Source organism: Paenibacillus sp. JMULE4, from assembly GCF_013337105.1.
Taxonomy (GTDB): Bacteria; Bacillota; Bacilli; order Paenibacillales; family NBRC-103111; genus Paenibacillus_G; species Paenibacillus_G naphthalenovorans.
On record NZ_SGWF01000003.1, the window covers coordinates 40,647 to 63,037 of the forward strand.

23 protein-coding genes and 1 riboswitch are annotated in these 22,391 nt (G+C 53.1%); of the genes, 16 read left to right on the top strand and 7 right to left on the bottom strand.

Translation table 11 applies throughout. The features are described 5' to 3' along the window. Positions 1-76: 76 nt before the first annotated feature. Entirely contained in the window at positions 77-1,393 is a 1,317-nt protein-coding gene (locus tag EXW96_RS01425) for a hemolysin family protein (RefSeq protein WP_174349679.1), read from the bottom strand. A 220-nt stretch (positions 1,394-1,613) separates the two neighbouring features. Further along, on the bottom strand, positions 1,614-1,745 hold the full coding sequence (locus EXW96_RS27990; RefSeq protein ID WP_302621089.1) for a hypothetical protein: 132 nt from the start codon (positions 1,743-1,745) through the stop codon (positions 1,614-1,616). Between the two features lie 146 nt (positions 1,746-1,891). Between EXW96_RS27990 and EXW96_RS01430 the strand changes: the two genes are divergently transcribed. From EXW96_RS01430 to EXW96_RS01440, 3 genes are all read left to right on the top strand, one after another. Then, positions 1,892-2,689, top strand: coding sequence for a TerC family protein (locus EXW96_RS01430; protein ID WP_174349680.1), 798 nt, complete (start codon positions 1,892-1,894; stop codon positions 2,687-2,689). Between the two features lie 123 nt (positions 2,690-2,812). Then, positions 2,813-3,184: a Na-translocating system protein MpsC family protein gene (locus EXW96_RS01435; RefSeq protein WP_174349681.1), complete on the top strand. Its 372-nt coding sequence runs from the start codon at positions 2,813-2,815 to the stop codon at positions 3,182-3,184. Positions 3,185-3,330: 146 nt separating this feature from the next. Further along, entirely contained in the window at positions 3,331-4,347 is a 1,017-nt protein-coding gene (locus tag EXW96_RS01440; protein ID WP_174349682.1) for a sodium-dependent bicarbonate transport family permease, read from the top strand. A gap of 67 nt (positions 4,348-4,414) precedes the next feature. Here the strand turns inward: EXW96_RS01440 and EXW96_RS01445 are convergent, their stop codons facing one another. Both EXW96_RS01445 and EXW96_RS01450 read right to left on the bottom strand, forming a co-directional pair. Further along, a complete protein-coding gene (locus EXW96_RS01445; RefSeq protein ID WP_174349683.1) occupies positions 4,415-4,729 on the bottom strand; it encodes a dehydrogenase in 315 nt (104 codons plus the stop codon). An 88-nt stretch (positions 4,730-4,817) separates the two neighbouring features. Then, the gene (locus tag EXW96_RS01450; RefSeq protein ID WP_174349684.1) at positions 4,818-5,276 is read right to left on the bottom strand and encodes a cupredoxin domain-containing protein; all 459 of its coding nucleotides are present in this window, start codon (positions 5,274-5,276) and stop codon (positions 4,818-4,820) included. Between the two features lie 202 nt (positions 5,277-5,478). On the opposite strand from EXW96_RS01450, the gene uptA reads away from it, so the two are divergent. From uptA to EXW96_RS01490, 8 genes are all read left to right on the top strand, one after another. After that, positions 5,479-6,096 carry an undecaprenyl phosphate transporter UptA gene (gene uptA / locus EXW96_RS01455; protein ID WP_174349706.1) on the top strand — a complete coding sequence of 206 codons (618 nt, stop codon included), beginning with the start codon at positions 5,479-5,481 and terminating at the stop codon, positions 6,094-6,096. 101 nt (positions 6,097-6,197) lie between these two features. Then, a complete protein-coding gene (locus EXW96_RS01460; RefSeq protein WP_054818517.1) occupies positions 6,198-6,764 on the top strand; it encodes a thioredoxin family protein in 567 nt (188 codons plus the stop codon). Positions 6,765-6,774: 10 nt separating this feature from the next. Continuing rightward, the gene (locus EXW96_RS01465; protein WP_174349685.1) at positions 6,775-7,410 is read left to right on the top strand and encodes an MBL fold metallo-hydrolase; all 636 of its coding nucleotides are present in this window, start codon (positions 6,775-6,777) and stop codon (positions 7,408-7,410) included. Between the two features lie 255 nt (positions 7,411-7,665). Continuing rightward, on the top strand, positions 7,666-7,977 hold the full coding sequence (locus tag EXW96_RS01470) for a YjcZ family sporulation protein (protein ID WP_174349686.1): 312 nt from the start codon (positions 7,666-7,668) through the stop codon (positions 7,975-7,977). 299 nt (positions 7,978-8,276) lie between these two features. Further along, a complete protein-coding gene (locus EXW96_RS01475) occupies positions 8,277-9,458 on the top strand; it encodes a YhgE/Pip domain-containing protein (protein ID WP_174349687.1) in 1,182 nt (393 codons plus the stop codon). A gap of 104 nt (positions 9,459-9,562) precedes the next feature. Continuing rightward, on the top strand, positions 9,563-10,162 hold the full coding sequence (locus tag EXW96_RS01480; RefSeq protein WP_054818519.1) for a TetR family transcriptional regulator: 600 nt from the start codon (positions 9,563-9,565) through the stop codon (positions 10,160-10,162). A 67-nt stretch (positions 10,163-10,229) separates the two neighbouring features. Then, complete coding sequence (locus EXW96_RS01485; RefSeq protein WP_054818520.1) at positions 10,230-10,502, top strand: hypothetical protein; 273 nt, start codon at positions 10,230-10,232, stop codon at positions 10,500-10,502. A gap of 187 nt (positions 10,503-10,689) precedes the next feature. Then, positions 10,690-10,790: riboswitch (purine riboswitch) on the top strand. Between the two features lie 61 nt (positions 10,791-10,851). Beyond that, positions 10,852-12,285, top strand: a complete 1,434-nt coding sequence (locus EXW96_RS01490) for an NAD(P)/FAD-dependent oxidoreductase (RefSeq protein WP_174349688.1) — start codon at positions 10,852-10,854, stop codon at positions 12,283-12,285. A 57-nt stretch (positions 12,286-12,342) separates the two neighbouring features. Here the strand turns inward: EXW96_RS01490 and EXW96_RS01495 are convergent, their stop codons facing one another. The 3 genes from EXW96_RS01495 to EXW96_RS01505 all read right to left on the bottom strand — a co-directional run bounded on the left by EXW96_RS01495 (position 12,343) and on the right by EXW96_RS01505 (position 15,594). Continuing rightward, positions 12,343-13,677 (bottom strand): ABC transporter substrate-binding protein, encoded by a 1,335-nt coding sequence (locus EXW96_RS01495; protein ID WP_174349707.1) that lies wholly within the window; start codon positions 13,675-13,677, stop codon positions 12,343-12,345. Between the two features lie 130 nt (positions 13,678-13,807). Further along, positions 13,808-14,629 (bottom strand): carbohydrate ABC transporter permease, encoded by an 822-nt coding sequence (locus EXW96_RS01500; RefSeq protein ID WP_062409680.1) that lies wholly within the window; start codon positions 14,627-14,629, stop codon positions 13,808-13,810. Continuing rightward, entirely contained in the window at positions 14,626-15,594 is a 969-nt protein-coding gene (locus EXW96_RS01505) for a carbohydrate ABC transporter permease (RefSeq protein ID WP_174349689.1), read from the bottom strand. The genes EXW96_RS01500 and EXW96_RS01505 overlap by 4 nt, the downstream gene beginning before the upstream one ends. Positions 15,595-16,145: 551 nt before the next feature. Between EXW96_RS01505 and EXW96_RS01510 the strand changes: the two genes are divergently transcribed. Genes EXW96_RS01510 through EXW96_RS01530 form a run of 5 tightly spaced genes read left to right on the top strand, consistent with a single transcriptional unit; the run spans position 16,146 to position 22,378 of the window. Further along, positions 16,146-17,819 carry a serine/threonine-protein kinase gene (locus tag EXW96_RS01510; protein WP_174349690.1) on the top strand — a complete coding sequence of 558 codons (1,674 nt, stop codon included), beginning with the start codon at positions 16,146-16,148 and terminating at the stop codon, positions 17,817-17,819. 15 nt (positions 17,820-17,834) lie between these two features. Beyond that, entirely contained in the window at positions 17,835-18,719 is an 885-nt protein-coding gene (locus EXW96_RS01515) for a CpaB family protein (protein ID WP_174349691.1), read from the top strand. After that, a complete protein-coding gene (locus tag EXW96_RS01520) occupies positions 18,716-19,960 on the top strand; it encodes a CpaE/TadZ family protein (RefSeq protein WP_174349692.1) in 1,245 nt (414 codons plus the stop codon). The genes EXW96_RS01515 and EXW96_RS01520 overlap by 4 nt, the downstream gene beginning before the upstream one ends. A 13-nt stretch (positions 19,961-19,973) precedes the next feature. Then, positions 19,974-21,392 carry an ATPase, T2SS/T4P/T4SS family gene (locus tag EXW96_RS01525; protein ID WP_254611174.1) on the top strand — a complete coding sequence of 473 codons (1,419 nt, stop codon included), beginning with the start codon at positions 19,974-19,976 and terminating at the stop codon, positions 21,390-21,392. Beyond that, entirely contained in the window at positions 21,389-22,378 is a 990-nt protein-coding gene (locus tag EXW96_RS01530) for a type II secretion system F family protein (RefSeq protein ID WP_309224978.1), read from the top strand. Before EXW96_RS01525 ends, EXW96_RS01530 begins: the two co-directional genes overlap by 4 nt. The last annotated feature ends 13 nt before the right edge of the window (positions 22,379-22,391 follow it).

A 22,391-nucleotide genomic window follows, 5' to 3' on the forward strand; every position in this document is an offset into this window, starting at 1 on the left:
ATTGACAGCAAATCATCCCGCACTTATCAAGTACGGGATGGTTTTTTTGATAAATTATTGGTGAATGTGCGTTTTGTTATTCCTCTTCAACCGTCGCGACCGGAGCAGGGGCAGGGGCTTTGAAAATCTCCACTTTGCGAATGCGGTGACGGTCTCTTTCCTTGACGACAAAAGTCAACCCATTGAATTCCCACTTGCCGCCTTTCTTAAGAGTGGGATTTTGATTGTATAACCAGCCGCCGATCGTATCAAAATCATCATCTTCAAATGAGGCCTGGAACAGTTCACCAACCGCGGTCAAAGGAACTTTACCGTCAACGATGATATGCTCGTCATTGATTTTTTCGACATCGGGTTTTTCTTCGGTATCAAATTCGTCCTGAATTTCACCGACAATTTCTTCAAGAATATCTTCTATAGTGATAAGGCCTGATGTACCGCCGTATTCGTCAAGCAGGATTACCATGTGCACCTGCTGCTTTTGCATCAGCTTCAACAGCTTTTGAATTGGCGTGGCTTCCGAAACCGAGAGAACGGGCTGCAGCAGGGTCGTCAGTTCAATATCAGGCTGAGTGCTGCGTTTTAGGAACAGCTGTTTGGTATTGATGAAGCCGATGACATTGTCCTTCTCCGTATCAATGACTGGAAAACGGGTAAATTGTTCTTCCTTGATAATCGCCATGTTTTGTTCATGGGTATTCTGCACATCCAGACATACCATGTCCGTACGCGGCACCATAATTTCACGGGCAAGCATTTCGTCGAACTCAAAAATCCGATTGACATATCCATACTCGGATTGATTAATGTTTCCGCTCTTGTAGCTTTCGGATAAAATGATGCGCAGCTCCTCTTCCGTATGCGCTTCCTCATGCTCTTTAGCCGGTCTTAATCCGAACAGCCGGATCAATTTGTTTGCCGACCCGTTCAGGAGCCAAATAAAAGGATACATGACTTTATAGAAGAAAATCATCGGAGGAGCACAAATGCTGCTGACCATTTCAGCTTTTTGAATCGCGAGCGATTTTGGCGCAAGCTCACCAACAACCACATGTAAAAAGGTAATCAAGGAAAAAGCTACGATAAAGGATAAGAGGGAAACCATTTCAGCCGGCAGAAAACCGGAAAATACAGGATACAGCAGTTTCTCGACGGTTGGCTTTCCGAGCCAGCCAAGTCCAAGGGCTGTAACGGTAATACCCAATTGGCAGGCGGACAAGTATCCGTCAAGGTTACTTGTGACTTTTTGAACGGCCAGCGCGTTTCTTCTGCCCTCCATGACCATCTGGTTCACTCGGCTGGGTCTTAGCTTTACGATAGCGAACTCGGTGGCTACAAATAAAGCGGTAGCGAGGATAAGCACAACGATGAGTACTAAATTAAGGGTAATCATACCAATCTCCTTTTTGGTTCATCTCATACTACAAGATCATTAATAAGTTCTTATGAACTCATATTATAAAAGTTCATTAAAACTTTCAAACTCGATTTTTGCTGAAAACATGCTGAATTTAACCGAAAATCACTCGGAATTCGGTTTAATAGGGTATAAATCTTTGTTTATATAGAATTTTGGCCCTCTTTATTTTTTTCGGAATTAGGCAAAAAATAAATTATTCCAAAATGAAACCTTTCTTCAGAAGCCCCGTAATATCATACAAAGCCGCATGAGATAAAGACTCCGATTCGGTATCCTTCATGCAGGCGGACTCCAAAGGGGAGTAGCTGTACAATAAAGTCGTCATTTCGAGAACCTTCTCCGGCTTTATTGGCAACGATTCGTTGTTAGCGAGACCTTTGCCTGGTATAGGTAAAGGTCTCTTTTTGTGACCTTTACCTTCCGGGTAAAGGTTTTTTTAATTCTTAACTTAAACATGAGGGAGTGGGTCAGATGGAATTTTCAGTATTGTTGGAGTATGGATGGGTATTATTGATTCTAATCGGGATTGAAGGGCTTTTGGCAGCGGATAATGCATTGGTCATGGCGATCATGGTGAAGCATCTGCCGGAAAAGGAAAGAAAAAGAGCACTCTTTTATGGATTGGCCGGAGCCTTCGTGTTCCGATTCGCTTCCCTTTTCGCCATTTCCTTTCTGGTGGGCGTGTGGCAGGTTCAAGCGATCGGAGCATTATACCTTCTCTTCATCGCTTTAAACCATATCTTTAGAAAGCTTGTCATGAAAAAAGCTAACGAGCGTGCGGCAGTAGAGCCTGGGTTGAAGACGGAAAAGAAAGGCTCCGGGTTTTGGACAACGGTCATCAAGGTAGAGCTTGCGGATATCGCGTTTGCGGTAGATTCGATTTTGGCGGCCGTCGCACTCGCTGTCGCTCTTCCCAAAACCAACCTTCCACAAGTCGGGGGCATGGATGGCGGACACTTCTGGGTGATTTTCACAGGTGGATTTATCGGCTTGCTCATTATGCGTTTCGCGGCCTCCTTCTTCGTTAATCTGCTCCACCGCAAGCCGGGACTGGAGATCGCAGCCTTCTTCATTGTAGGCTGGGTAGGGGTGAAGCTGTCCGTGTATACCCTCTCTCATCCGGCATTGGCCATTCTGCCACAAGGCTTCGCAAGCTCGACGGCTTGGAAAATCACTTTTTATTCGGTCTTGGTATTCATCGCGGTCAGCGGCTGGTTCTTGTCTAAAGAAAAGAACGAGGAAGCAAAATCTGCAGAAGCTGCACATTAATCGGCCATCCTCACATACTTGAAGGGCACTCCGGTGCCCTTCGCTGTTTTTACGGCTGCGGATTGACAAGCGGTGCGATTCGGTTATAATAAGAAGCATAAGATTTGGACAAGGGAGAATGCTATGAAGACTAAAGGTATGATCGAGGCCGAGGTCAGCAGAGCATTAACCCAGTGGGAAAAGGATTTTTTGGGACGCGGTTCCGTCGAGGTCAGGACAGACATCATTCGCAATATGATTGTGGTCATGCTAAAGGGAGTGCTGACTCCCGCCGAGAAGCTGCTGGCAGAGCAAAAGGACGGTATGCTTTCGGTCAAAAAGATTCGGTCCGATTTGGTGGAAGCGGGAGTGAACCAGCTCGAATCGCTGATTTATGAGATCACCGGCTGTCGAGTCGTTTCGTTTCACACCGATATTTCGACGCGTACAGGCGAACGGATCATGGTGTTTATGTTAGATGAGAGCCTGGGCGAAGGCTGGCCAGCCAAACGATAATCAGCCAGGAGATCAACAAGGCGCCGCATAACGGCGAGTTGAAGATAACCGGCAAATATCTGATTCATGCAAGAAAGCTTGCGTGGAATCGGACATTTGCCGGTTTTTTGTTTTTAATCTACAAGAAATGGGTGGAGGAAATACTAATGTTTGATATTTTTATCGCGAATATGACATCGCCGGCCGTTCTGTTTTTTGCTCTGGGGCTGATAGCTTCCCAATTAAAGTCTGATTTGAAAATTCCAAAAGGATTAAGCGAGACACTAAGCATTTATCTCTTGGTAGCTATCGGTTTAAAAGGGGGGATCGAACTCTCAAAATATCCGTTGTCCGTGCTGGTTAACCCGATCGCGGGAGGTCTTTTGCTCGGTATGGTGATTCCGCTATTGACGGTATTCGTATTGCGGATGCTCAAGCTGGACATCTATAATGCCGTGGCCTTGGCTGCGACTTACGGCTCGGTGAGCATCGTGACCTTTGGCGCCGCGGTAGATTTTTTGGAGAAAACAGGTACTGCCTATGAGACCTATATGAGTGCGGTAGTGGCGATTATGGAGCTGCCTGCGCTCGTGATTTCACTCATCCTGCTAAACATGTTCAAAAACGCTGCCACGTCGAGCTCTGTTGCTCCTGCGAAATTATATTCCAGCATCCTGCCGGTCTTTCGCAAGGGGATTAATTTCCATATTATTAAGGAATGCCTTTCCGGCAAAAGTGTTCTGTTGCTGCTTGGAAGCTTAATGATCGGCCTACTGTCCGGCCAAGACGCGCTGCCGATCGTTCAACCGCTTTTTATAGATCTTTACCGCGGGTTCCTGCTGCTGTTCTTGCTGAGCATGGGAATCGTATGCGGCGCTCAAATCAGCGGGCTGAAACAGAACGGCTACCTGCTTATCGGATTTGCTTTAGCCGCGCCGCTGCTGTATGGAACGTTAGGAATAGCGATCGGAAAAGCAGTGGGCCTATCGATCGGCAGCAGCATGCTCATGGGAACTTTGGCCGCCAGCGCCTCCTATATTGCTGCCCCCGCCGCGTTAAAGTCCTCCGTTCCGGAGGCCAATCCTTCGATTTACTTGGGTTTAGCGTTAGGCGTGACCTTTCCTTTGAATCTGGCTGTCGGCATTCCTTTCTACCTATGGCTTGCACAAGCGCTGTATTCATAAATCACGCTTTGCCGCTGCCATCCCCGGAATGAACTGAAGATAAAAAAGAGCTGACGCGCTGTTCGCGTCAGCCCCCGAAGGACTCCCGGAATGCTCTGCCGAGCACATCGGGCTCTACGTTCCATATAACGGCGATTTCTCCGCATACGTTATCATCGAACCAATCCGCGAGCACCTTGCGGTTGCTGCCGTGCTCGGCGATAAAAGGGAGGTTCAGCATCACCTTTTTATAATACAATTCGTCAGCCTGCTTGATCAGCTCGGGAGCAAAATAGCCCCCCATCCTTTTCCGTGCCCGGTACAGCTCGCGGCTGCAGGTGCGGCGGATTTGCCGCGCGGACGGCAGGGGCTGGTTATGCTTCAACTTGTTGTCAGGGTTCATGAGTCGGCACACTCCTTCCTTGCTTTATGCTATGCGCAAGGAGGGGGAGCGGGTACTCATGAATGCTCCGGCCGTTCCCGTTTGCGGGCTATTCGTCCACGACCAAATAGCCGATCATGGGGCCGTTATGAGCGATATCGGGGTGCGTCAGACATACGATCCGGTAAATGCCGGGCTTGTCGGCACGGAAGGAAACGACGGTTTCCTGCCCTTTTTTTACCTCGCCTTTAATATTCATTCCGTCAATGATAAAAGGATGGCTGGCCCCGTTCACACCGTATATGCTCAGGCGGATGCGTTCCCCCTTTTTCACATAAACGGTACCGGGATCCCACCGGTAAGCTTCAATCGTTTTGCCGTCCGGCCCGGTCGTCTTGAATTCGCCTGTCACCAGGTTGATGGTACGTTCAGGCGCGTTGGAGCTCATGACGGTGCGGATATCGTCCTGCTCCCAGAAAAGCAGGGCGGCAGCGGCCAACAGTACGGAGGCGGCTCCGATCTTCAATGCTTTCATTTTCTTCCTGCTTACCACGAATACTTTGGTCATGGATATCACCTATAGGGATAAGGATAGTTTGTACCAATGTATGCGGGGACTTGTCTGATCATGACATCGATTCCGGCGGGATCGACCCGGCACCGCATTTGCAGGAGCACGGGAGGATGCGGTATGAATAAGCGTGTGCTAGAATAAAATAGGTTGCATAGACAAGAACAACAATCTGCGAAAAAAAGAAAGAGGCTGGAGAATCATGGGTGAGCTGCTGCATGGCTTGGTGCTTTCGGCATTGGCGTTTGTGGAGGGACTAGGCGTTTGGGGTATTCTGATCGGCTTGATGCTGGAGGTTATTCCAAGTGAAATTGTGCTTGCGTATGCCGGTTATTTGATCTCACGCGGGGAGATTTCGCTGTTGGGGGCCATCATTTTCGGACTCCTCGGCTGTTTGATCCAGCAGGTGATCTTGTATTGGATCGGACGCTATGGCGGTCGGCCGGCATTGGACAAATTCGGTAAATTTTTGCATCTGAAAAAAAAGCACCTGGACATCGCGGAAGGCTGGTTCAATCGCTATGGTCCGGTCATGGTGTTTCTGGCCCGTTTCATCCCGGTGCTGAGGCAGGCGATTTCCATCCCTGCGGGCATGGCGCGTATGCCGTTGGCCAAGTTTATGTTCTATACTACGCTCGGGACGATCCCATGGGTCATCATTTTTGTTTATCTCGGACGCTCTCTGGGGGATAATTGGGAGCAGATCAATCAGGTGGCTGGCCCGTATGTGAAGCCCTTGATTTTTGCAGCTATCGTTGTGGCGGCGGTGTATATTATCATCAAATGGATAAAGCGCAGCAAAGCTGTGCCAAGATAAGGAAATGATCATGCTTGTTTGGTCCCCGTTCCGGTTGGAGGGGGGACTTTTTTTTGGTACAATAATCCATAGCAGCACATTTGAAGGAGGAATGGATTCCGATGAGCAAAAACTTAAGCAGCAAGCTTCGCAAAGGGCTGTCCCCGCAGCAGTTTATCGACGGGATGACCAAGAATCAGGATAAATTCAAAGAGTGGTACGATCTGTTCAAGTGGGAGGATGAAGAGGATAAGGCGTTTTTTGAATCGCTGAACAACCGCGATGACCTCCGCTGCCTTATTCTGGCTGCTGATTGGTGCGGCGATGTGGTGCGCAATGTGCCGGTCGTATTCCGCGCTTTGGAGATTTCCGGCATCCCGACGGAAGTTCTGATCAAAGAGGAGCATCCCGATGTGATGGAGCAATTTCTGACCATGGGCGGAGAGGCGATTCCGATCGTCATTTTCACGGATTTCAGCGGATTTGTGCTGGGACAGTGGGGACCGCGTCCGAAGCATGTGCAGGAGGTTATGATCAAATTCAAACAAGAGAATCCGGACCGTGAAGCTGCGGATTATCAAGATAAAATCAAAATTGCGCGTGAGGAAATGGGCCGTCAGTACGGTGAGGGGACCGGTTACCAGACCGTCATCGTAAAAGAACTGCGCGAGCTGCTGTCCTCCTTCTGAGCCGATGACGATGGAAACAAAGGAACTTGTCATTGAGTCGTTCTCTCTGGGTCCTCTGCAGACGAATGCGTATTTGATCTCGCTCCCCGGCGAGAACAAAGCGGTTGTCATCGATCCCGGCATGAATCCCAATCCGCTGCTCAAACGCGTGGCCGACATGGAGATTGAAGCGATTCTGCTTACACATGCCCATTTTGATCATATAGGCGGGGTAGAAGAGCTGCGCCGTTTAAAGGGCTGCCCTGTCTATTTGCATGACGACGAGGCGGATTGGCTGGCGGATCCGAAGAAAAACGGATCGGCCAGGTGGCCTGATGTTACCGGACCGATCACTACCGCTCCTGCCGAGTACTCGCTGGCCGACGGGCAAAATTTATCGGTACTGGGCCTCAGCTTCAAGGTGTTCCATACCCCAGGCCATTCCCCGGGAAGCGTCAGCTTCCTCTACGGCAAGCATTTGTTCGGCGGTGACGTCTTGTTCAAGCTGTCCGTGGGACGTACGGACTTGCCGGGCGGGAGTCATCAGGAGCTGCTGGATTCGATCCACGGCAAGCTGTTCGAACTGCCGGACGATACCATTGTATACCCGGGCCACGGCCCGAGGACCAGCATTGGCTATGAACGGGAGCATAATCCGTATGTCTAATCCAAGGCGTCTTTCATTCTGCCGGAAACAGCAGAATGGGACGCTTTTTTCCTGCCTTGACCGATGGCGGTAAATGTCTATTTTTCTCCCGGGCATAGGTGAACACCGTGCTCCCGTTGGGTATCTCTCCATAGACTAATGGTGTGTTCAAGTAAGGCAAGTAACGAGTTCCCGGGAACGCTTGAATGCGCAAAAACACAAGAAATGAAGCTGGCTTCTTGTGCTTTCGTCAAATCTTATGGAGGTGTTCGCATTATGGAAAAGTATCAACCTACCGCTGTACCAAAAACGCATGTCGGTCCGACGGCCTATGCTCCGCTATCGAATGTAGGCCCGAACATAGGTCCGATGCCGACGTACGTATCGCCCGTATCGCTGCCGCAGCCTGTATATCCCGCGCCGATCAACGTGCATGCCAGCTACGAGGAGATCAACATCTATACACCGAAAAAACATCACCATCATCATTGGCATGGACACGGCTATACTTCAGCGGCTCTCATTTTGGTGCTCTTCATCCTGCTGGTCATTATTCTGCGCAGCAAGCACAGGGGGCATTGTCATTGACGCTTCTTAAGCGCAGGCGGTAACGCGCGGTAACGAATACCGGCTCCACCGCCACTGCGTCAAGGCTCCCTGCGGCAGCGAAAAAGTCAATACAGTTTATGTCGGTGTTGACTCCGCGGCTACTATAAATGGCATTCGGTCATTTACAGGAGAACAGGGAGCCTTGCGAGGGTGGATCGGATACCCGAACAAATCCCTGTAGTAAGGTATTGACAATAGGGAAGATATTTCACATGATTCAAACAAACGTTTAATTAAAATAAGCATTTAACATATATACATAAGAGGAGAGAAAGACCATGCTTCAAGCTTTACAAGCGTATTTGAAAAAGCCGGCTACGAAGATAGGAATCATGACGGCGATGATGTTTCAAATTATATTCAGCCTGATTTGGATGACCGGATATGAGGGCGTGAACGATAATACGAAGCAGCTGAAAATCGCCGTCGTGAACGATGACCCCGGTTTCGGACGAAAAGTGGAAGAGCAGTTGACAAAATCACTGCCCTTTCAATTGATCAGCGAACGCTCTGCGGACAAAGCCAAGGAAATGCTGAACGGGCGTGAGGTACAGATGGTGCTGCATATTCCTGCGGAATTTACCAAGCAGCTGCAGACCCCTGGTCAGCAAGCGAAGATCAACTATACCATCAACGAGTCCAATCCGGCCCTGATCAAGAGCATGATGCAGAGTGTTGCCGGCGGCGTGACGGCCTCGGTGGGCAAAGAAGCGGCGATAGCGGGCGCTCAAGCTATTCTGGTACAAGCCCATATTCCTGCGCAAGAAGCAGCGGCTATGGCCCGGGGATTGACCGATAAGGTGGCCGCGAATCTCGAATTTACAAATCCGGTTCAGGGGATGCACAACCAAATGATCCCGATGATGATGGTGCTTGCTTCATTCGTCGGCGCAATGATTATGGGTATGAATCTGCAGCAAGCAACGGGGATGCTCGGAGCGGGTTATTCCAAATGGAGCAAATTCGGTGCCCGCGTCTTCATCAATGCGGTGTCCGCCGTCTTGATTGCACTGGTCGGTTCCTCGCTGGTGGTTGCTTTGGGTGGACAAATGGGTTCCGGTTTCCTGGCCTTCTGGCTGTTCCAGGCCTTGTTCCTGATGACATTCATGTTTTTCTCGCAAATGTTTTTGATCGTTTTCGGCATGGCGGGTATGCTCTTTAATATCTCCATGCTATCGATTCAACTGGTGTCTTCCGGCGCTATGGTTCCGCGTGAGCTCCTGGGCGGCTTTTACTTTACCATCAGCCAATACCTGCCAGCTACTTATGCGGTAGAGGGTGCTATGAACCTGTTATTCGGAGGTCCGGGAACGGCGCGTGATATCGGTGCACTGGCTCTCATCATGACCGTCTGCGCGGCGGTCGGGCTTCTGGCAACAGGCCTGCGTAAGGAAACCGGAACGATTCCGGACGCAGCGGAACATTCGAAGACAGCGAATACCGCAGCAACGGGGGCTTGAAATATGACGGGGCCGGCAGGCAGTCATCCTGCCGGCCTTTGGCTTGCACTCTATGGGGGAAAGTTACATAATGAAATTAAAAGAATCCGGTAAGGAGATGCATTATGATACAGACCGAGTCCGATATGAAGATCCGCATACTGCTTTCGGCCAAGAAGCTATTTGCACAACAAGGCTTTGACGGTACCAGTGTACGGCAAATCTGTGAGGAAGCGGGCGCTAATGTTGCTCTCATCTCCTATTATTTCGGGGGCAAAGAAAAGGTGTTTCGGGCGATTTTCGAATCCTTCTTTCCCGGTCACCGGTTGGCCCAGTTTGAGGGCGTTTTCAAAGACCCGGTGGAGGGGCTGAAGCTGCTCGTTCATGAGATCATCCACTTCAGCATGACGGACATGGAGCTCAGCACCATTGTACAGCAGGAAATTATGATGAATTCTCCGCGCAAGCCGATCGTTACCTCGTTTACTTATCCCGTTTGGTTCAAGGTTCGGGAGCTGTTGGAAAAAGGGCGGGAGGAAGGTCGGTTTCAATTTGATTCGCTTGATCATGCCCTCATGACGGTCATCGGAATGATTCTGGTTCACAAGAAATATGATTCGTTTCAACCGCTTCTTTCAAATACACACCACGATCCGTGTTCGACTGCAAAGCAGAGCTGGGAATTTATTTTGCGGGCCCTCGGGGCATCCGGGTCATCCGCCTAAACCGTCCGGGCTTATTGCTGCATACAATAAATTGAGATTCGGAGGAACGATTAGAGGGTGATTGAATATGTTGAACAGGTTCCCTGCGGTCATCCGCAACGTGAACGAAGGTCTCGATGAAGTCATCAGCGCGCTGGATAAAATGAGTTCTATCTACCAGTCGGCGGAGCAAATGTCTCCGGTCTTAAAAAAAATAGCCCGGCTGATTAACGAATCACAAGCGGCAGCCGGAAAGCCGCTGAAGCTGAACGGTACGAGAAACGGGAGAAGCTCTGTCTCCGCAGGAAGGAAAAGAAAGCGCCAAACAAGCCGCAGACCGAAAACGAAAAGGTGGATGTAAACGGGAAGGAAAGTGACGACAGATCACTTTCCTTCTTTCGTGTGATGACAAAAACATTCGGCTTTCGGGTTAAATGTTATATCGGCAAATGGAATCGATCCGAATAATGCAAGATGAACACGAACATTTTTGCGATATGCCATTGACAATATTCAAGAATTGACTTATGATTCTGTTGTGTTCAAAACCTAATATTTACTCTACCGATCGTATATCCTTGACAATATGGGTCAAGGGTTTCTACCAAGGAACCGCAAATTCCTGGCTACGAACAGGGCGCTTTGCCGCACCCTTTCGAAGCCGGGATTTTTTGGTTTGCGTTCATTATGCTAAGGAGGCACACTCACTCATGAACAAACGATACGATGTTATTATTGTCGGAGCCGGACCGGCCGGAATTTTCGCAGCGTACGAGCTGACATTGAAAGCGCCTCAGCTCAAGGTGCTGCTGATTGATAAAGGGCACGATATTGACAGCAGAAGATGTCCCATCCTAGAGGAGAAGATTCAGCTGTGTCCGCCGCCTGCAGGCAAAAAGGAGTACGCCGGCTGTTTACCGGCCTGTTCGATTACCGCCGGTTTCGGCGGAGCCGGGGCGTACAGCGACGGCAAGTTCAACATTACGACCGAATTCGGCGGCTGGCTGACGGATTATCTCCCTCCATCGCGTGTGCTCGATTTGATCCGCTATGTGGACGCCATCAATCTCAAACACGGGGCGACGGAGAACGTAACCGATCCGACCACTCCAGTGGTCCGCTCCATAGAACAGCGGGGTTATGCGGCCGGGCTGAAGCTGCTGAGGGCTCAGGTAAGGCATCTGGGCACCGAGCAAAACCTGGAAATCCTGCGCTCCATCAACGCCTACTTGAAAACCAAAATCGATATGCAGTTCAAGACGGAGGTAGCCGATCTGCTGACGACAAAGACGGAGGACGGGCACCGTATCCAAGGTATCGTCCTCAAAAACGGCGAAGAAGTTGAAGCCGACAAGGTGCTGGTCGCTCCCGGCCGGGACGGATCGGCCTGGCTCACCGAGGTGCTGCGCAAGCGCCGTCTCAAAATGTATAACAATCAGGTGGACGTAGGTGTGCGTGTGGAAACGTCCGATGTGGTGATGCATGAAATCAACGAGCATTTATACGAAGGAAAATTCATCTTCAATACGTCGGTCGGTACGCGCGTACGCACCTTCTGCAGCAATCCGTCCGGCCATGTGGTCGTTGAAAATCATTCCGGCGTGATGGCCGCTAACGGCCATGCCTATAAAGACCCTGCGCTCGGCTCAACCAATACGAACTTCGCACTGCTGGTGTCGCACCGGTTTACGGAGCCGTTCGATAAGCCGAATGAGTATGCGCGGGAAATATGCAAGCGGGCCAACGATTTATCCGGCGGCGGGGTCATCGTACAGAAATACGGCGATATTATCCGGGGCAGACGTTCCACGGAAACGAGAATCAAGGAGGGCTTTTTGGAGCCGACGCTCAAAGAAGCGGTGCCGGGCGATCTGGGTTTGGTGCTTCCTTACAATACGATGAAGAGCCTGATTGAGATGGTGGAGGCGCTGGACAAGGTGACTCCGGGCATTGCGTCCGAGCATACATTGTTCTACGGTGTAGAAGCCAAGTTTTACTCGGCAAGGCCCAAGCTTACCGAGCGCCTGGAGACGGAGATCGAGGGCTTGTACTGCGGAGGGGACGGCGCAGGCGTGACTCGGGGGCTGGCGCAAGCGGGCGCGGCAGGCGTATGGGTCGCCCGCAGCATGATCGAAAAAATATAGAAGCCAAACAAAGCCGAGGGCGGTGCAATTCCCCTCGGCTTTGTCGTATGCTTTTGCTTACTTGCTTACGGTTTTGTTGTACTGTTGGATTCGGGCGGAAATTTCCTTTGCTGCGCCGTCGAGAGCTTCTTTCGGCGATTTTTTGCCGTTCAGAATTTCCTCGATCGCCCCTTCGGTGAGCTGACGCGCTTCAGGGAAAACGCCCATGACTGCGCCCTGCGTCGCTTTGTTTGCTTTGGTTTGGTGCAGCTGGTCTACCGCCGTTTTAAACTGCGGATATTTCGCCATATTATCCTTAACAAGCTGTTCGTCGTATGCTTTTTTCGTAATCGGGAAGTATCCCGTGTTGACGGACCAGAAGGCCTGCTGCTTCGGTTCGGTCAGGAATTTGATGAATTCCCAGGCGCCCTTCTGCTCGGCTTCGGATCGGTTGTTCAGGATATATAAGCTCGCGCCGCCAACGATAACGCCGCCGTCTTGAGCGTCCTTGGGCTTCGGCAGAAAGGCGGTGCCGACTTCGAATTTGCCTTCCGCTGCGTTCACGATGCCGCGCAAAGCTGCCGTGGAATCCAGCGTCATGGCGATTTGTCCGGCGGCGAACGCTTTTTTCGTATCGTCCGTTTTACGTCCGAGGTTGAGCATCGTTTTGTCCTCGATCATTTGCTTCCACCAAGTCATCGTTTTGACGCCCGCCTCGCTTCCCAGCAGCGAGTCCGTTGCGGGACTTGTACGCCCGTTGCCGTTATTGACGAGCTCGGCGCCCTGGTTAGCGAAGAACTGCTCCATGAACCAGCCGTAAATGGCGAAGGAGGCGCCCGTTTGTCCGTCCTTGGTCAGCTTCTTGGCGGCTTCGGCTACTTCTTCATACGTGGCCGGCGGCTTTTCCGGGTCGAGGCCGGCCGCTTTAAACATATCCTTGTTGTAGTACAGGATCGGGTTGGACGTGTTAAAAGGCATCGAATACAGCTTGCCGTCGAAGGTGTAATAGTTCAAAATATTTTCTTCCAATGCGGATATATCGAATTTCTCCTCATCGATAAACTGCTGTATCGGGGTGATCGCTTTGGAATCGATCATGAAGCGGCTGCCGATTTCATATACCTGGATCAGCGCCGGGCCACTCTTGGAATCCATGGACGCCTTCATTTTGTTCAGGCTCTCATCATAGGTGCCTTGAAATACGGCCTCCACCACGACATTCTTTTGCGAGGCGTTAAAGTCGGCTACCAGCTTGTCCGCCGCTTTGCCGAGCTCTCCGCTCATCGAGTGCCACCACACGACTTTGACCGGCTCGGAGGCCTTCGGCGCTTCCGTTCCATTGGCTTCGCCTGCCTCAGGCTTGCTGTCGCCCCCGCCGGCAGTCGTTCCCCCGCATGCCGCCAAAACCAGCATGACAAAAGCAAGCAGGAGCGTTAAAGAGGATTTTTGGTTCAGCTTGAGTGGTTTTATCACGGTTGATCTCTCCTTTGGAATAGATTTATATCGGGCGCCGGACCCGTTAGAAGGCCCATGGCGCGGTTGGTTACCCTTTGACCGCTCCGGCGGTCATCCCCTGCACCAGCTGCTTAAGACCGAGCGCGAGGAGGACAAGCGTGGGAAGCATGACCATGACGACGCCGGCGAGCACCAGGTTCCACGAGGTCATTTCTTCAAACTGAAGCATGCTGATGCCGATTTGCACCGTACGCATCGCTTCACCGTTGGTGATGAGCAGCGGCCACAGGTACATGTTCCAATGCGTCAGAAACGAATACACGCCGAGCGTGGCCAGTGCAGGTCTGGACAATGGCAGCACAAGCCGGAAGAAACTTCGCAGATGGCCGCAGCCGTCGATTTTGGCGGCTTCGAACAGCTCCCCCGGAAGCTGCAGGAAAAACTGGCGGAGCAGGAACGTTCCGAACGCCGTAGCGAGGAACGGAACGATCAAGCCCTGATATGTATCGAGCCAGCCCCAGCTTTTGACGGTCAAGTAATTGGGAATGATCGTAACTTCCCACGGAATCATCATCGTGGACATAAAGAGGGCAAACCATGCCGATTTGCCCTTAAACCGCAGGAAGGCGAAGGCATATGCGGCCATGCTGGCCGTAATGAGCTGTCCGATCATAATGACGCCGGAAACGAAAAAGCTGTTCGCAATGAACCGCCCGACCGGAATCAGCTGCAGCACGGACAAATAGTTTTCAAAATTCAGACTTCCGGGAAGCAGCCTGGGCGGATAGGTGGCCGACTCGGCATTCGTCATCATGGCGGCCGACAGCGTGTAAGCGATCGGATAGAGCATGATGACGGCGGCGATCGTCAGAACGGCATAGATCAGCGTATTCTGCAGACGGGACGTCATTGGTAATGCACCTTCTTTTCCAGAAAGCGGAACTGCACCGCCGTCAGAATCAGAATGATCGCAAACAGAACAAGCGCCTGCGCGCTGCCGATGCCAAAGCGGAAATTGACGAACGCATCCTGATAGATGTTAAATACGATGACGTCGGTGCTGTTCATCGGTCCTCCCTTAGTCAAGATGTGAATTTGCCCGAACGATTGAAAAGCCCCGATCACCGAAACGATTCCCACAAAAAAGAGGGTGGGGGAAACGAGCGGGAGGGTGATGCGGGCAAAGGTGCGCAGCGGCCCGGAGCCGTCGATCCTGGCGCTGTCGTAGATGTCCTCCGGCACGCCTTGGAGCCCGCTGAGCAGGACGATATAGTTGAAGCCGAGATTCATCCAAATCGTCATGATGGCGACCGAAACCAGGGCCCAGGCCGGATCGGTCAGCCAATTTACGGGATTCAAGCCCATCAGGGTAAGAAAGTAATTGAGCGTCCCGAGGCTCGGATGGTACAGCATCATCCAGATGACGGAGCCGGTTCCGACGGAAATGGCTACGGGAAGCGAGAAGACGAACCGGAACCAACGCATCCCGCCCAGCTTGTTGTGCGTAAGAGCGGCCAGGAGGAGCGCCAGGATAATGCAGGTGGGCACGGTCAGGAGCGTAAATGAGAGCGTCACCTGCAGGCTCTTCATAAAGGCGTCCGAAGCGAACAGCTCTTTGAAGTTGTCGAGACCGGCGAATGCCGCTATCCTTCCGCGGGGATCGGTCAAGTGAAGGCTGAGATACACCGATTTCAGCAGCGGATAGAACAGAAACACGCCGAACAGCAGCAGGGACGGAGCCAGGAAGACATAAGCCAGCGCCTGTTCCTTGAAGCGGACGGACCGCAGCGATTGAAGCTTGAGACCTTTGGAGAAGGCAAGTTTCTTTTTTTTCATGGTCCCGCGTGCCAGGGCATTGTTTTCCAGCGAGGACATGAAGGAACTCCTTTCCGGGATGGTTTACTTCTAATCCATGACTCATTGTAGCGGGTCCATGTTTTCTCAAGGTTAATTGAATGTAAATTGTTTGTGGATGTCTGCGGGGAATTTACAAAGTGTTAAGAATGGATATCTTCAGCATGCGCTAGCGGATGGTTGCCTCCGATATCGGTGAATGGGATGCCGGGTCCCGTGCAGTACCGGGATTCTTCTCGTTCAGTGCCGGGCCGTTCCCGCGTATTGGCCATGTGTGAATCAGGCCCTTGTGAAATAAAAAAGACTTGAATATTTTGGAAAACTATGCTATTTTATAAAAAACTCCTAACGGAGTCTTGTCGAAGATGCCAGATTGTTTTTAATGGTAGTTTTCCTTGGTGCAGCATTCCTTGGATTACTTCAACGCTTTAGTGAGCTTAAACATTCTTTGATCGTTTAAAAAATCCATATGACGTGCGGAAGAACCGCCTTATGTCATGCCGAATCGGCATGCGTAAGGCGGTTTTTTGCCGTTCCGGGAAAGGATACGCAAAAGAAAGGGCAGGTGGATCATGGCAAGGCACACCATGGGATTGAAACCCGGTGATGTACTGGCAGGACGTTACCGGATTGCGGCGCAGCTTGGAAAAGGCGGGATGAGCAGCGTATTTTTGGCGGATGATTTGAAGCTGAAGGGTAAACGCTGGGCGGTGAAGGAAACGTATGTGGGCGACGGGCCGGCTTTTGGCGAAGAGGAAGCGGAAACGGCCAAGCGGAGGCATATTCTGCTGGCGGAAGCGGAGACCATGAGCCGGCTCAGCCATCCGAATCTTCCGGATATCGTGGATTATGTGCCGCTCACCCGGCAGGGCTTCCTTTATCTGGTGATGGATTATATCGAGGGGGAGACGCTGCTGCAGCGTTTCGAAAGGCAGGGGAAGCGGATGACGGAGAAGCAGGCGGCCGAGCTGGCGCTGCAGCTGTGCGATCTTCTCGATTATCTGCACTCGATCCGTCCGGAGCCGATCATTCACCGTGATTTGAAGCCGTCCAATTTGATGCTGGACGCCGGCGGGCAGCTGCGTCTCATCGATTTTGGTACGGCGCGCAGCTTTAAACCGGACCGGAAGGCAGATACGGTCTGCATCGGTACCGTCGGTTTTGCCGCTCCCGAGCAGCTGGAGGGACGGCAGAGCGACCCGCGCACCGACCTGTACGGGCTTGGGGCGCTGATGTATTTTCTGCTGAGCGGAGGCGCGTACTACAGCACCCGGAGCCTGCCCGGCGAGGGGACGGCGCTGCCCCCGGGGATTGCGCCGTTCGTGCTGCGCCTGCTGCGCGCAAGCCCCGAGGACCGCTACGCGAGCGCCCGCGAGGCGGGGGCTGTGCTGCGGCGCTGGCTCGCGACACAGCGGATGCCGGCGGCACCCGCGGCGGCGGGGGGAGCGGCGTGGACACCGCCGCTCGTGGTGGCGGTCGGCGCGCTGTACCCCGGCGCCGGAGCCACCTTCGCCGCGCTCGCACTCGCGCGGCTGCTGCACGATCAAGGCGTGCCGCATGCCTTGATCGAGCCGCCCACGCCGCGTGCGGAGCTGCACGCGCTGCTGCTGGCGGACAAGCATGCGCCGCCGGGGTACCGCTGCTACAACGCGCCGGGTGGAGGCTCCGGGCATCCTGCGGAGCATCCGTGGACGGACGGCCATACGCTGTGGCTTCCCGCAGAGCCCGTGGAAGAAGCGGGATCGCCGATGGAGGACCCGAGCTACTGGTTCAAGCTGTTTCACGCCGTCCGCCGCCCGGTGCTGATTGCAGACATCGGCGCGCAGTGGGAGCAGCCCGCTGTTCAGCAGCTGCTCGATACGGCGACGGATGTTGTCTACACCGTCGATCCGTTCGTACACAAGCTGGAGCTTCCCGCCGTTTCGCGCGTGCAGCGGCAGCTGCAAAGCTGGATCGGACCCGGCCGACGGCTGCACTGCATCGTGAATAAATGCCCGCGCACGGCCAAAGCCGAGGCCTGGCTTCGCTTATTGCCGCAGCGTCCGGCATGCCTGCTGCCTGCTTTGGACATCGCCGTCCTGGCGGCGGCCGAATGGAACGGGCGTCTCCCGCACGATGCGCCACCGGTTCGAAGGGCGCTTCGGGATGCGATGCAGCCATGGCTAAACCGCCTGCTGCCGGCTGAAGCGCGTCCGTCCGGCAATGGAAGCGGCAAGCTGCTGCGGCTTTTTCAAAGGAGTCATTAAGGGAGGATAGCACAGATGCAAAGAACGTGGATCGTCGCCCTGCTGGGCTGTCTGCTGATGGCCGGATCTGTCGCAGGGTATTGGCAGTTCATGAAGCATACGGAGTTTCAGGTCGAAACCATGGATACCGTTAAACCGGTGCGCATGCTGCACAGCGGCGAGGTGATCGAAGCCTCCATGCTGCGCAAAGCGGTGATTCCGGTTGCGGCGCACCACCCGGAGGCCGTGACGGATGTCCATGCGCTGATCGGTCAAACAGTGCTGGTTCCCATTGCGGACAATGAGGAATTGGTCTTGTGGAAGCTATCGGACCGACGGCTTGTGCCGAGGGAAGGAGAGCGGTATTTCAGCTTCAAAACGGATGCGGCGGCGAATGTGGGCAATATGGTACGGAAGGGCGATCGGGTGGACGTTTGGGTAGAGTTTGATAACCCGAAGCTGATTAAGACCGCCTCGGGAGCCACATGGAGCGTCGGGGCAGTTAAAGTCATCGAGCAGCTTCCGGTTACCGGCGTGAAAACGCCTGAAGGACCGGAGGTGACCGATGCCACGGCAGTGGAAGCGGTCGTGCAATCGAACCGCCAACAGCTTCAGAATGCCCGCTCCAAACCGAACGGAAAGCCGGAGCTGAACACCTACCTGATGAACGACGACGTGTACGAGGCTTATGTGTTGGGAAGTATTGCCGGCAGGATTAAGCTGGCTTTACCCGATCTGACCAAGCCTGGTTCAGACTCCGGAACCGTTACGGCGCTGTTTCGCGAGCTGAAAGCAGCCGATGCGTTTACCCAAACGAAAGGGCAAATACAAGTGGAGGGGGAGCTTGATCAAAGCCAGGTCAGCGGTAATGAAAATACAGGAACAAGCTCGAACACCAAGGAGGTGCAGCCTACGTCATGACCAAATTATTGCTGATTCATCCGGAGGCGGATGCCGCAGACCGGCTGAGCGCCCTGTTGGGAAGCGTTCGCGGACTCGATATCCGTCATATTCGCAGCAGGGAATCGTTTTTCTCCAGGCTTGAAGAGCCGTTTGATCTTGTGATGGTGCATGCCGGAGTATTTTATGATGTGTACCCGTGGGAGTGGGTGCAGGAACTGAGCCGAAGACAGCCGCAGGCACAGGCAGCAATTGCGCTGGACGCATCGGTCTATGATTCGTTTTTGCTGGAAGCGATCAGCCGGATGGCCGATCAGCATCATTATACCATTATACCGATCGGTCTTACCGGTGACGGCATGCTTGAAGCGTTTGCCTCTATAGTGAACGGAGACCGCAAGGACAGTCCGGGTAGTCCGGGTTACCGGGAAGGATCGCTGACGGCTGTATGGTCTGCTGCCAGCAAAGATGGCGCTACGACCATTGCCGTGAGCACTGCGCTCTCTTTGGCCGCTTCCGGCAGGATGACCATTGGCCTCATCGACGGCAATCTGCATAATCCCGAGATCCGCTCCTTCTTGAATTTGACCGATCCTGATCCTAGCGGATTCAAGCTTCGGCCGAAGCTGCAGACCCAGACGCTTACCCCCGGCGATTTGATCGATGCGTGCATATCGTACCGCAAAATCCCGAACCTTCACATTCTGACCGGTTCCCGCAGGCGTGACACGGCGCTGGATGTGACGCCGGAAATGATGGCCCATCTGCTTCGAACCTCCCGGGCGGCTTTTGACATCACGATCGTCGATTTGAACTCTTACCCGGACAATGCCGCGACCATCTGCACCGTGCGCGAGGCAGACCACCGCTGGCTTGTAGCGCAGAATCATTACGCATCATTTCAAATGAGCTGGGGAGAATGGTACGAATGCTATTGGAAATATGCCGGACTCGTCCCTGGGGATGTTTCTTTTATCCTGAATCGGACTACGGCTGATGACAAGCCCGAACGAATCGCGGAGCTTCTGCGTATGCCGCTTGCCGCTGCCGTTCCGAATATCGGGGGAGGACTTGGCCGCAAAGCGGTCCATGAAGGAAATCCCCTTTATTTGAGCTCGGGGACGGAAAGCTTCACAACGCAAATCGACCGCCTGGCCGCGCGGCTTGCTCCAACGAACGAACAGGGAGGAGCGGCACTGGCAGGCGGAACCGTTCGCCGCAAAATCGGTTTACTGCAGCGGTGGACCGCGCTTTTCGGATAAGGAGGAGAAGCGAATGACACCGGGCGAACGGTTATCTTCCCGCATGCAGCCAAGAATTCGTTTTGATGCGGGTCAATATTTGAAAGACATCATGCAAGCGCGGCAGACCCAAAACCGGCTGGCGGTCCTGCCATCCCGGCCGGAACGGCGAATGACGCTGCGGGAAGCCTCTAAATTAGTGTACGAGCATTTAAGCGAACGATCGAAAAAGGATCAGGCGCTGTACGAAGACATTTTACAGGCTGGACTTGGCGATCCGGCAGCCGGGGCGCGAATGAAAGCGGTCATCGATACCCTCTTGATGGAATATCGGATGGATATCGATCCGGATACGTTGATTTCCCCGCTGTCCCCGACGGAATGCGTGTTTGCCGAAACCTGCGGTGCAGGACTTATTGAAGATCTGTACCGGCTGCCTGATGTGGAAGAAGTGCAGGTGATCGGCTGCGATATATATCTGCTCCGCGGCGGAGAGATGATCCGGCACCACAGGAAATTCGCCTCCTTGGCGGATGTGCTTTTGCTCCAGGACCGTTTGTCGCTCTGCGGTAAAAAGCCGATCAACCAAAGGCAGCCGTTCATCCAGTCCTATATGTGGAATCGCTCTCGTCTAGTGATGACCCGTCCGCCGTATTCCGACGTTCCAAGCATTCATATCCGCAACTTCATTGTAAAGGACGTGACGCTTGGTCATCTGGTAGAGCTTCAAACGATCGATCACCGGATGGCGCGGCTGCTGCAGCTTCTGATCCGCTACCATGCGAGCTTTCTCATTGGCGGAGGAACGGCGACGGGCAAGACGACATTTCTGTTTGCGCTGGCTCAGGAAATTCCCCAAAGCGAACGAATCCGGACACTGGAAAAGGAATTTGAGGTGGCTTTGCGTGAGCGTCTGCGCGGTACGCGGAACATTCTGGCCGTACGGGAAGTGGAGGAAATCGGGCTTACGATGGAAGAGTCGTTTAAGCCGCTGCTCGTCATGAGCCCCCATTGGGTTATTGTCGGCGAGGCCAAAGGCTCCGAGGTTTCCCAGATGGTGCAGGGGGCTTTGCGCGGCCACGACATGATGGGAACGATGCACACCAAATACCGTGAATCGTTTATCAGCGATGTAGTGGATATGATCAAGCAGGACGGACGGCAGCACGATCACAAAGACGCCATTCGCCGCGTGGCCAGAGCCTTTAACGTGGTGGTCTTCCTGCGCCTGATCCGGTTAAACGGCAAGTATGTCCGTGTAGTTACGGAAATCACGGAACTGTCCGTTGACGAGCGCCAGGAGGTATGTATCCGGCCGCTGGTCGAGTGGGATTATCAGCGGCATCACTGGCGCTTCACCGGGGAGCAGCTCAGCAAACCGCTGATGGAGCATTTGATCGCAAACGGTGCGCAACCGCACGAATTTCGCGAGCTGGGAGTGTGGGGATCGTGAGCGTATCCGCCGAGCTTATGCACGGCAGTCTGAAAGGCTTATTGCTGGGGGGCTGGGCCGCCGGTTCGTATCTCCTGCTTGTTCTTCTATTTCAGGGAATCAACTCCATGGTGAGACAAAGAAAAAGATTCCGTTCCTTTGGCATACGCAGCAGTCCCCGAAGGGGCACATGGGCTTCCATCACTCAGCTGAAACCGGTAAAGCATTTGGCTGAGGAAATGGAAGTGGCGGACATGAAAATCGGCGTAGAGGTCGTTATGGCTTTCATGCTGCTGATCGGACTTACCGGCTTTTTCGGGTCGGATGCCGCTATGGGACTGCTGCAGCAGCGATATGCCTATGGGGTCATCAGTGCACCCGGCTACCATGTTTGGACGCTGAGCGGGGCGGTCGCCATCCTGCTCGGATCTCTGCCGTATTTCTATGTCCGGTTTCGGGTGCAGCACAAGCGGCACCGGATTGCGCTCCGCATGATCATGCTCGTACAGAACCTGATCGGACACTACCGGCCCAGTCTTACGCTTGCGGACATCATCGTCAAGTCCTCGCGTACCATGCCCGATGAGGTGAAAAGCGAGTGGAGGCGGCTCGAACTTGCGCTGCATATGAAGCCGGTCGATGAGGCTCTTTATGAATTCGCACGGCGTGTGCAAAGTGAATGGGCGGACGATCTGGCCGATCTTTTGTTGATCGGGGCCCATTACGGAACGGACATGACGGAGTCGCTGCATCATCTGGTCAGCCGGATGCAAACGGCCAAGCGCAATGAGGAAAACCGTCTGGCCATGATTACCGTGTACCGGCTCGGGACTTCATTTATGATCGGATTCGCCTTTTTCGTGGTGGGGTTCAACATTTATGCAGACGCAGCGAACTACAGCCACTATTTTCTTAATCCTGGCGGTAAAATGCTGCTGATCGTCTCTTTTGCCGTCATGTTCGTATCTATGCTGCTTGTGGTCCGGTCGGGACGGAAGGCTTTTTAACGGAGGCGACGAC

Coding starts and splice junctions, on each gene's coding strand:
- EXW96_RS01425 (WP_174349679.1), bottom strand. CDS start 1,393: ATGATTACCCTTAATTTAGTACTCATCGTTGTGCTTATCCTCGCTACC.
- EXW96_RS27990 (WP_302621089.1), bottom strand. CDS start 1,745: ATGACGACTTTATTGTACAGCTACTCCCCTTTGGAGTCCGCCTGCATG.
- EXW96_RS01430 (WP_174349680.1), top strand. CDS start 1,892: ATGGAATTTTCAGTATTGTTGGAGTATGGATGGGTATTATTGATTCTA.
- EXW96_RS01435 (WP_174349681.1), top strand. CDS start 2,813: ATGAAGACTAAAGGTATGATCGAGGCCGAGGTCAGCAGAGCATTAACC.
- EXW96_RS01440 (WP_174349682.1), top strand. CDS start 3,331: ATGTTTGATATTTTTATCGCGAATATGACATCGCCGGCCGTTCTGTTT.
- EXW96_RS01445 (WP_174349683.1), bottom strand. CDS start 4,729: ATGAACCCTGACAACAAGTTGAAGCATAACCAGCCCCTGCCGTCCGCG.
- EXW96_RS01450 (WP_174349684.1), bottom strand. CDS start 5,276: ATGACCAAAGTATTCGTGGTAAGCAGGAAGAAAATGAAAGCATTGAAG.
- EXW96_RS01460 (WP_054818517.1), top strand. CDS start 6,198: ATGAGCAAAAACTTAAGCAGCAAGCTTCGCAAAGGGCTGTCCCCGCAG.
- EXW96_RS01465 (WP_174349685.1), top strand. CDS start 6,775: ATGGAAACAAAGGAACTTGTCATTGAGTCGTTCTCTCTGGGTCCTCTG.
- EXW96_RS01470 (WP_174349686.1), top strand. CDS start 7,666: ATGGAAAAGTATCAACCTACCGCTGTACCAAAAACGCATGTCGGTCCG.
- EXW96_RS01475 (WP_174349687.1), top strand. CDS start 8,277: ATGCTTCAAGCTTTACAAGCGTATTTGAAAAAGCCGGCTACGAAGATA.
- EXW96_RS01480 (WP_054818519.1), top strand. CDS start 9,563: ATGATACAGACCGAGTCCGATATGAAGATCCGCATACTGCTTTCGGCC.
- EXW96_RS01485 (WP_054818520.1), top strand. CDS start 10,230: ATGTTGAACAGGTTCCCTGCGGTCATCCGCAACGTGAACGAAGGTCTC.
- EXW96_RS01490 (WP_174349688.1), top strand. CDS start 10,852: ATGAACAAACGATACGATGTTATTATTGTCGGAGCCGGACCGGCCGGA.
- EXW96_RS01495 (WP_174349707.1), bottom strand. CDS start 13,677: ATGCTGGTTTTGGCGGCATGCGGGGGAACGACTGCCGGCGGGGGCGAC.
- EXW96_RS01500 (WP_062409680.1), bottom strand. CDS start 14,629: ATGACGTCCCGTCTGCAGAATACGCTGATCTATGCCGTTCTGACGATC.
- EXW96_RS01505 (WP_174349689.1), bottom strand. CDS start 15,594: ATGTCCTCGCTGGAAAACAATGCCCTGGCACGCGGGACCATGAAAAAA.
- EXW96_RS01510 (WP_174349690.1), top strand. CDS start 16,146: ATGGCAAGGCACACCATGGGATTGAAACCCGGTGATGTACTGGCAGGA.
- EXW96_RS01515 (WP_174349691.1), top strand. CDS start 17,835: ATGCAAAGAACGTGGATCGTCGCCCTGCTGGGCTGTCTGCTGATGGCC.
- EXW96_RS01520 (WP_174349692.1), top strand. CDS start 18,716: ATGACCAAATTATTGCTGATTCATCCGGAGGCGGATGCCGCAGACCGG.
- EXW96_RS01525 (WP_254611174.1), top strand. CDS start 19,974: ATGACACCGGGCGAACGGTTATCTTCCCGCATGCAGCCAAGAATTCGT.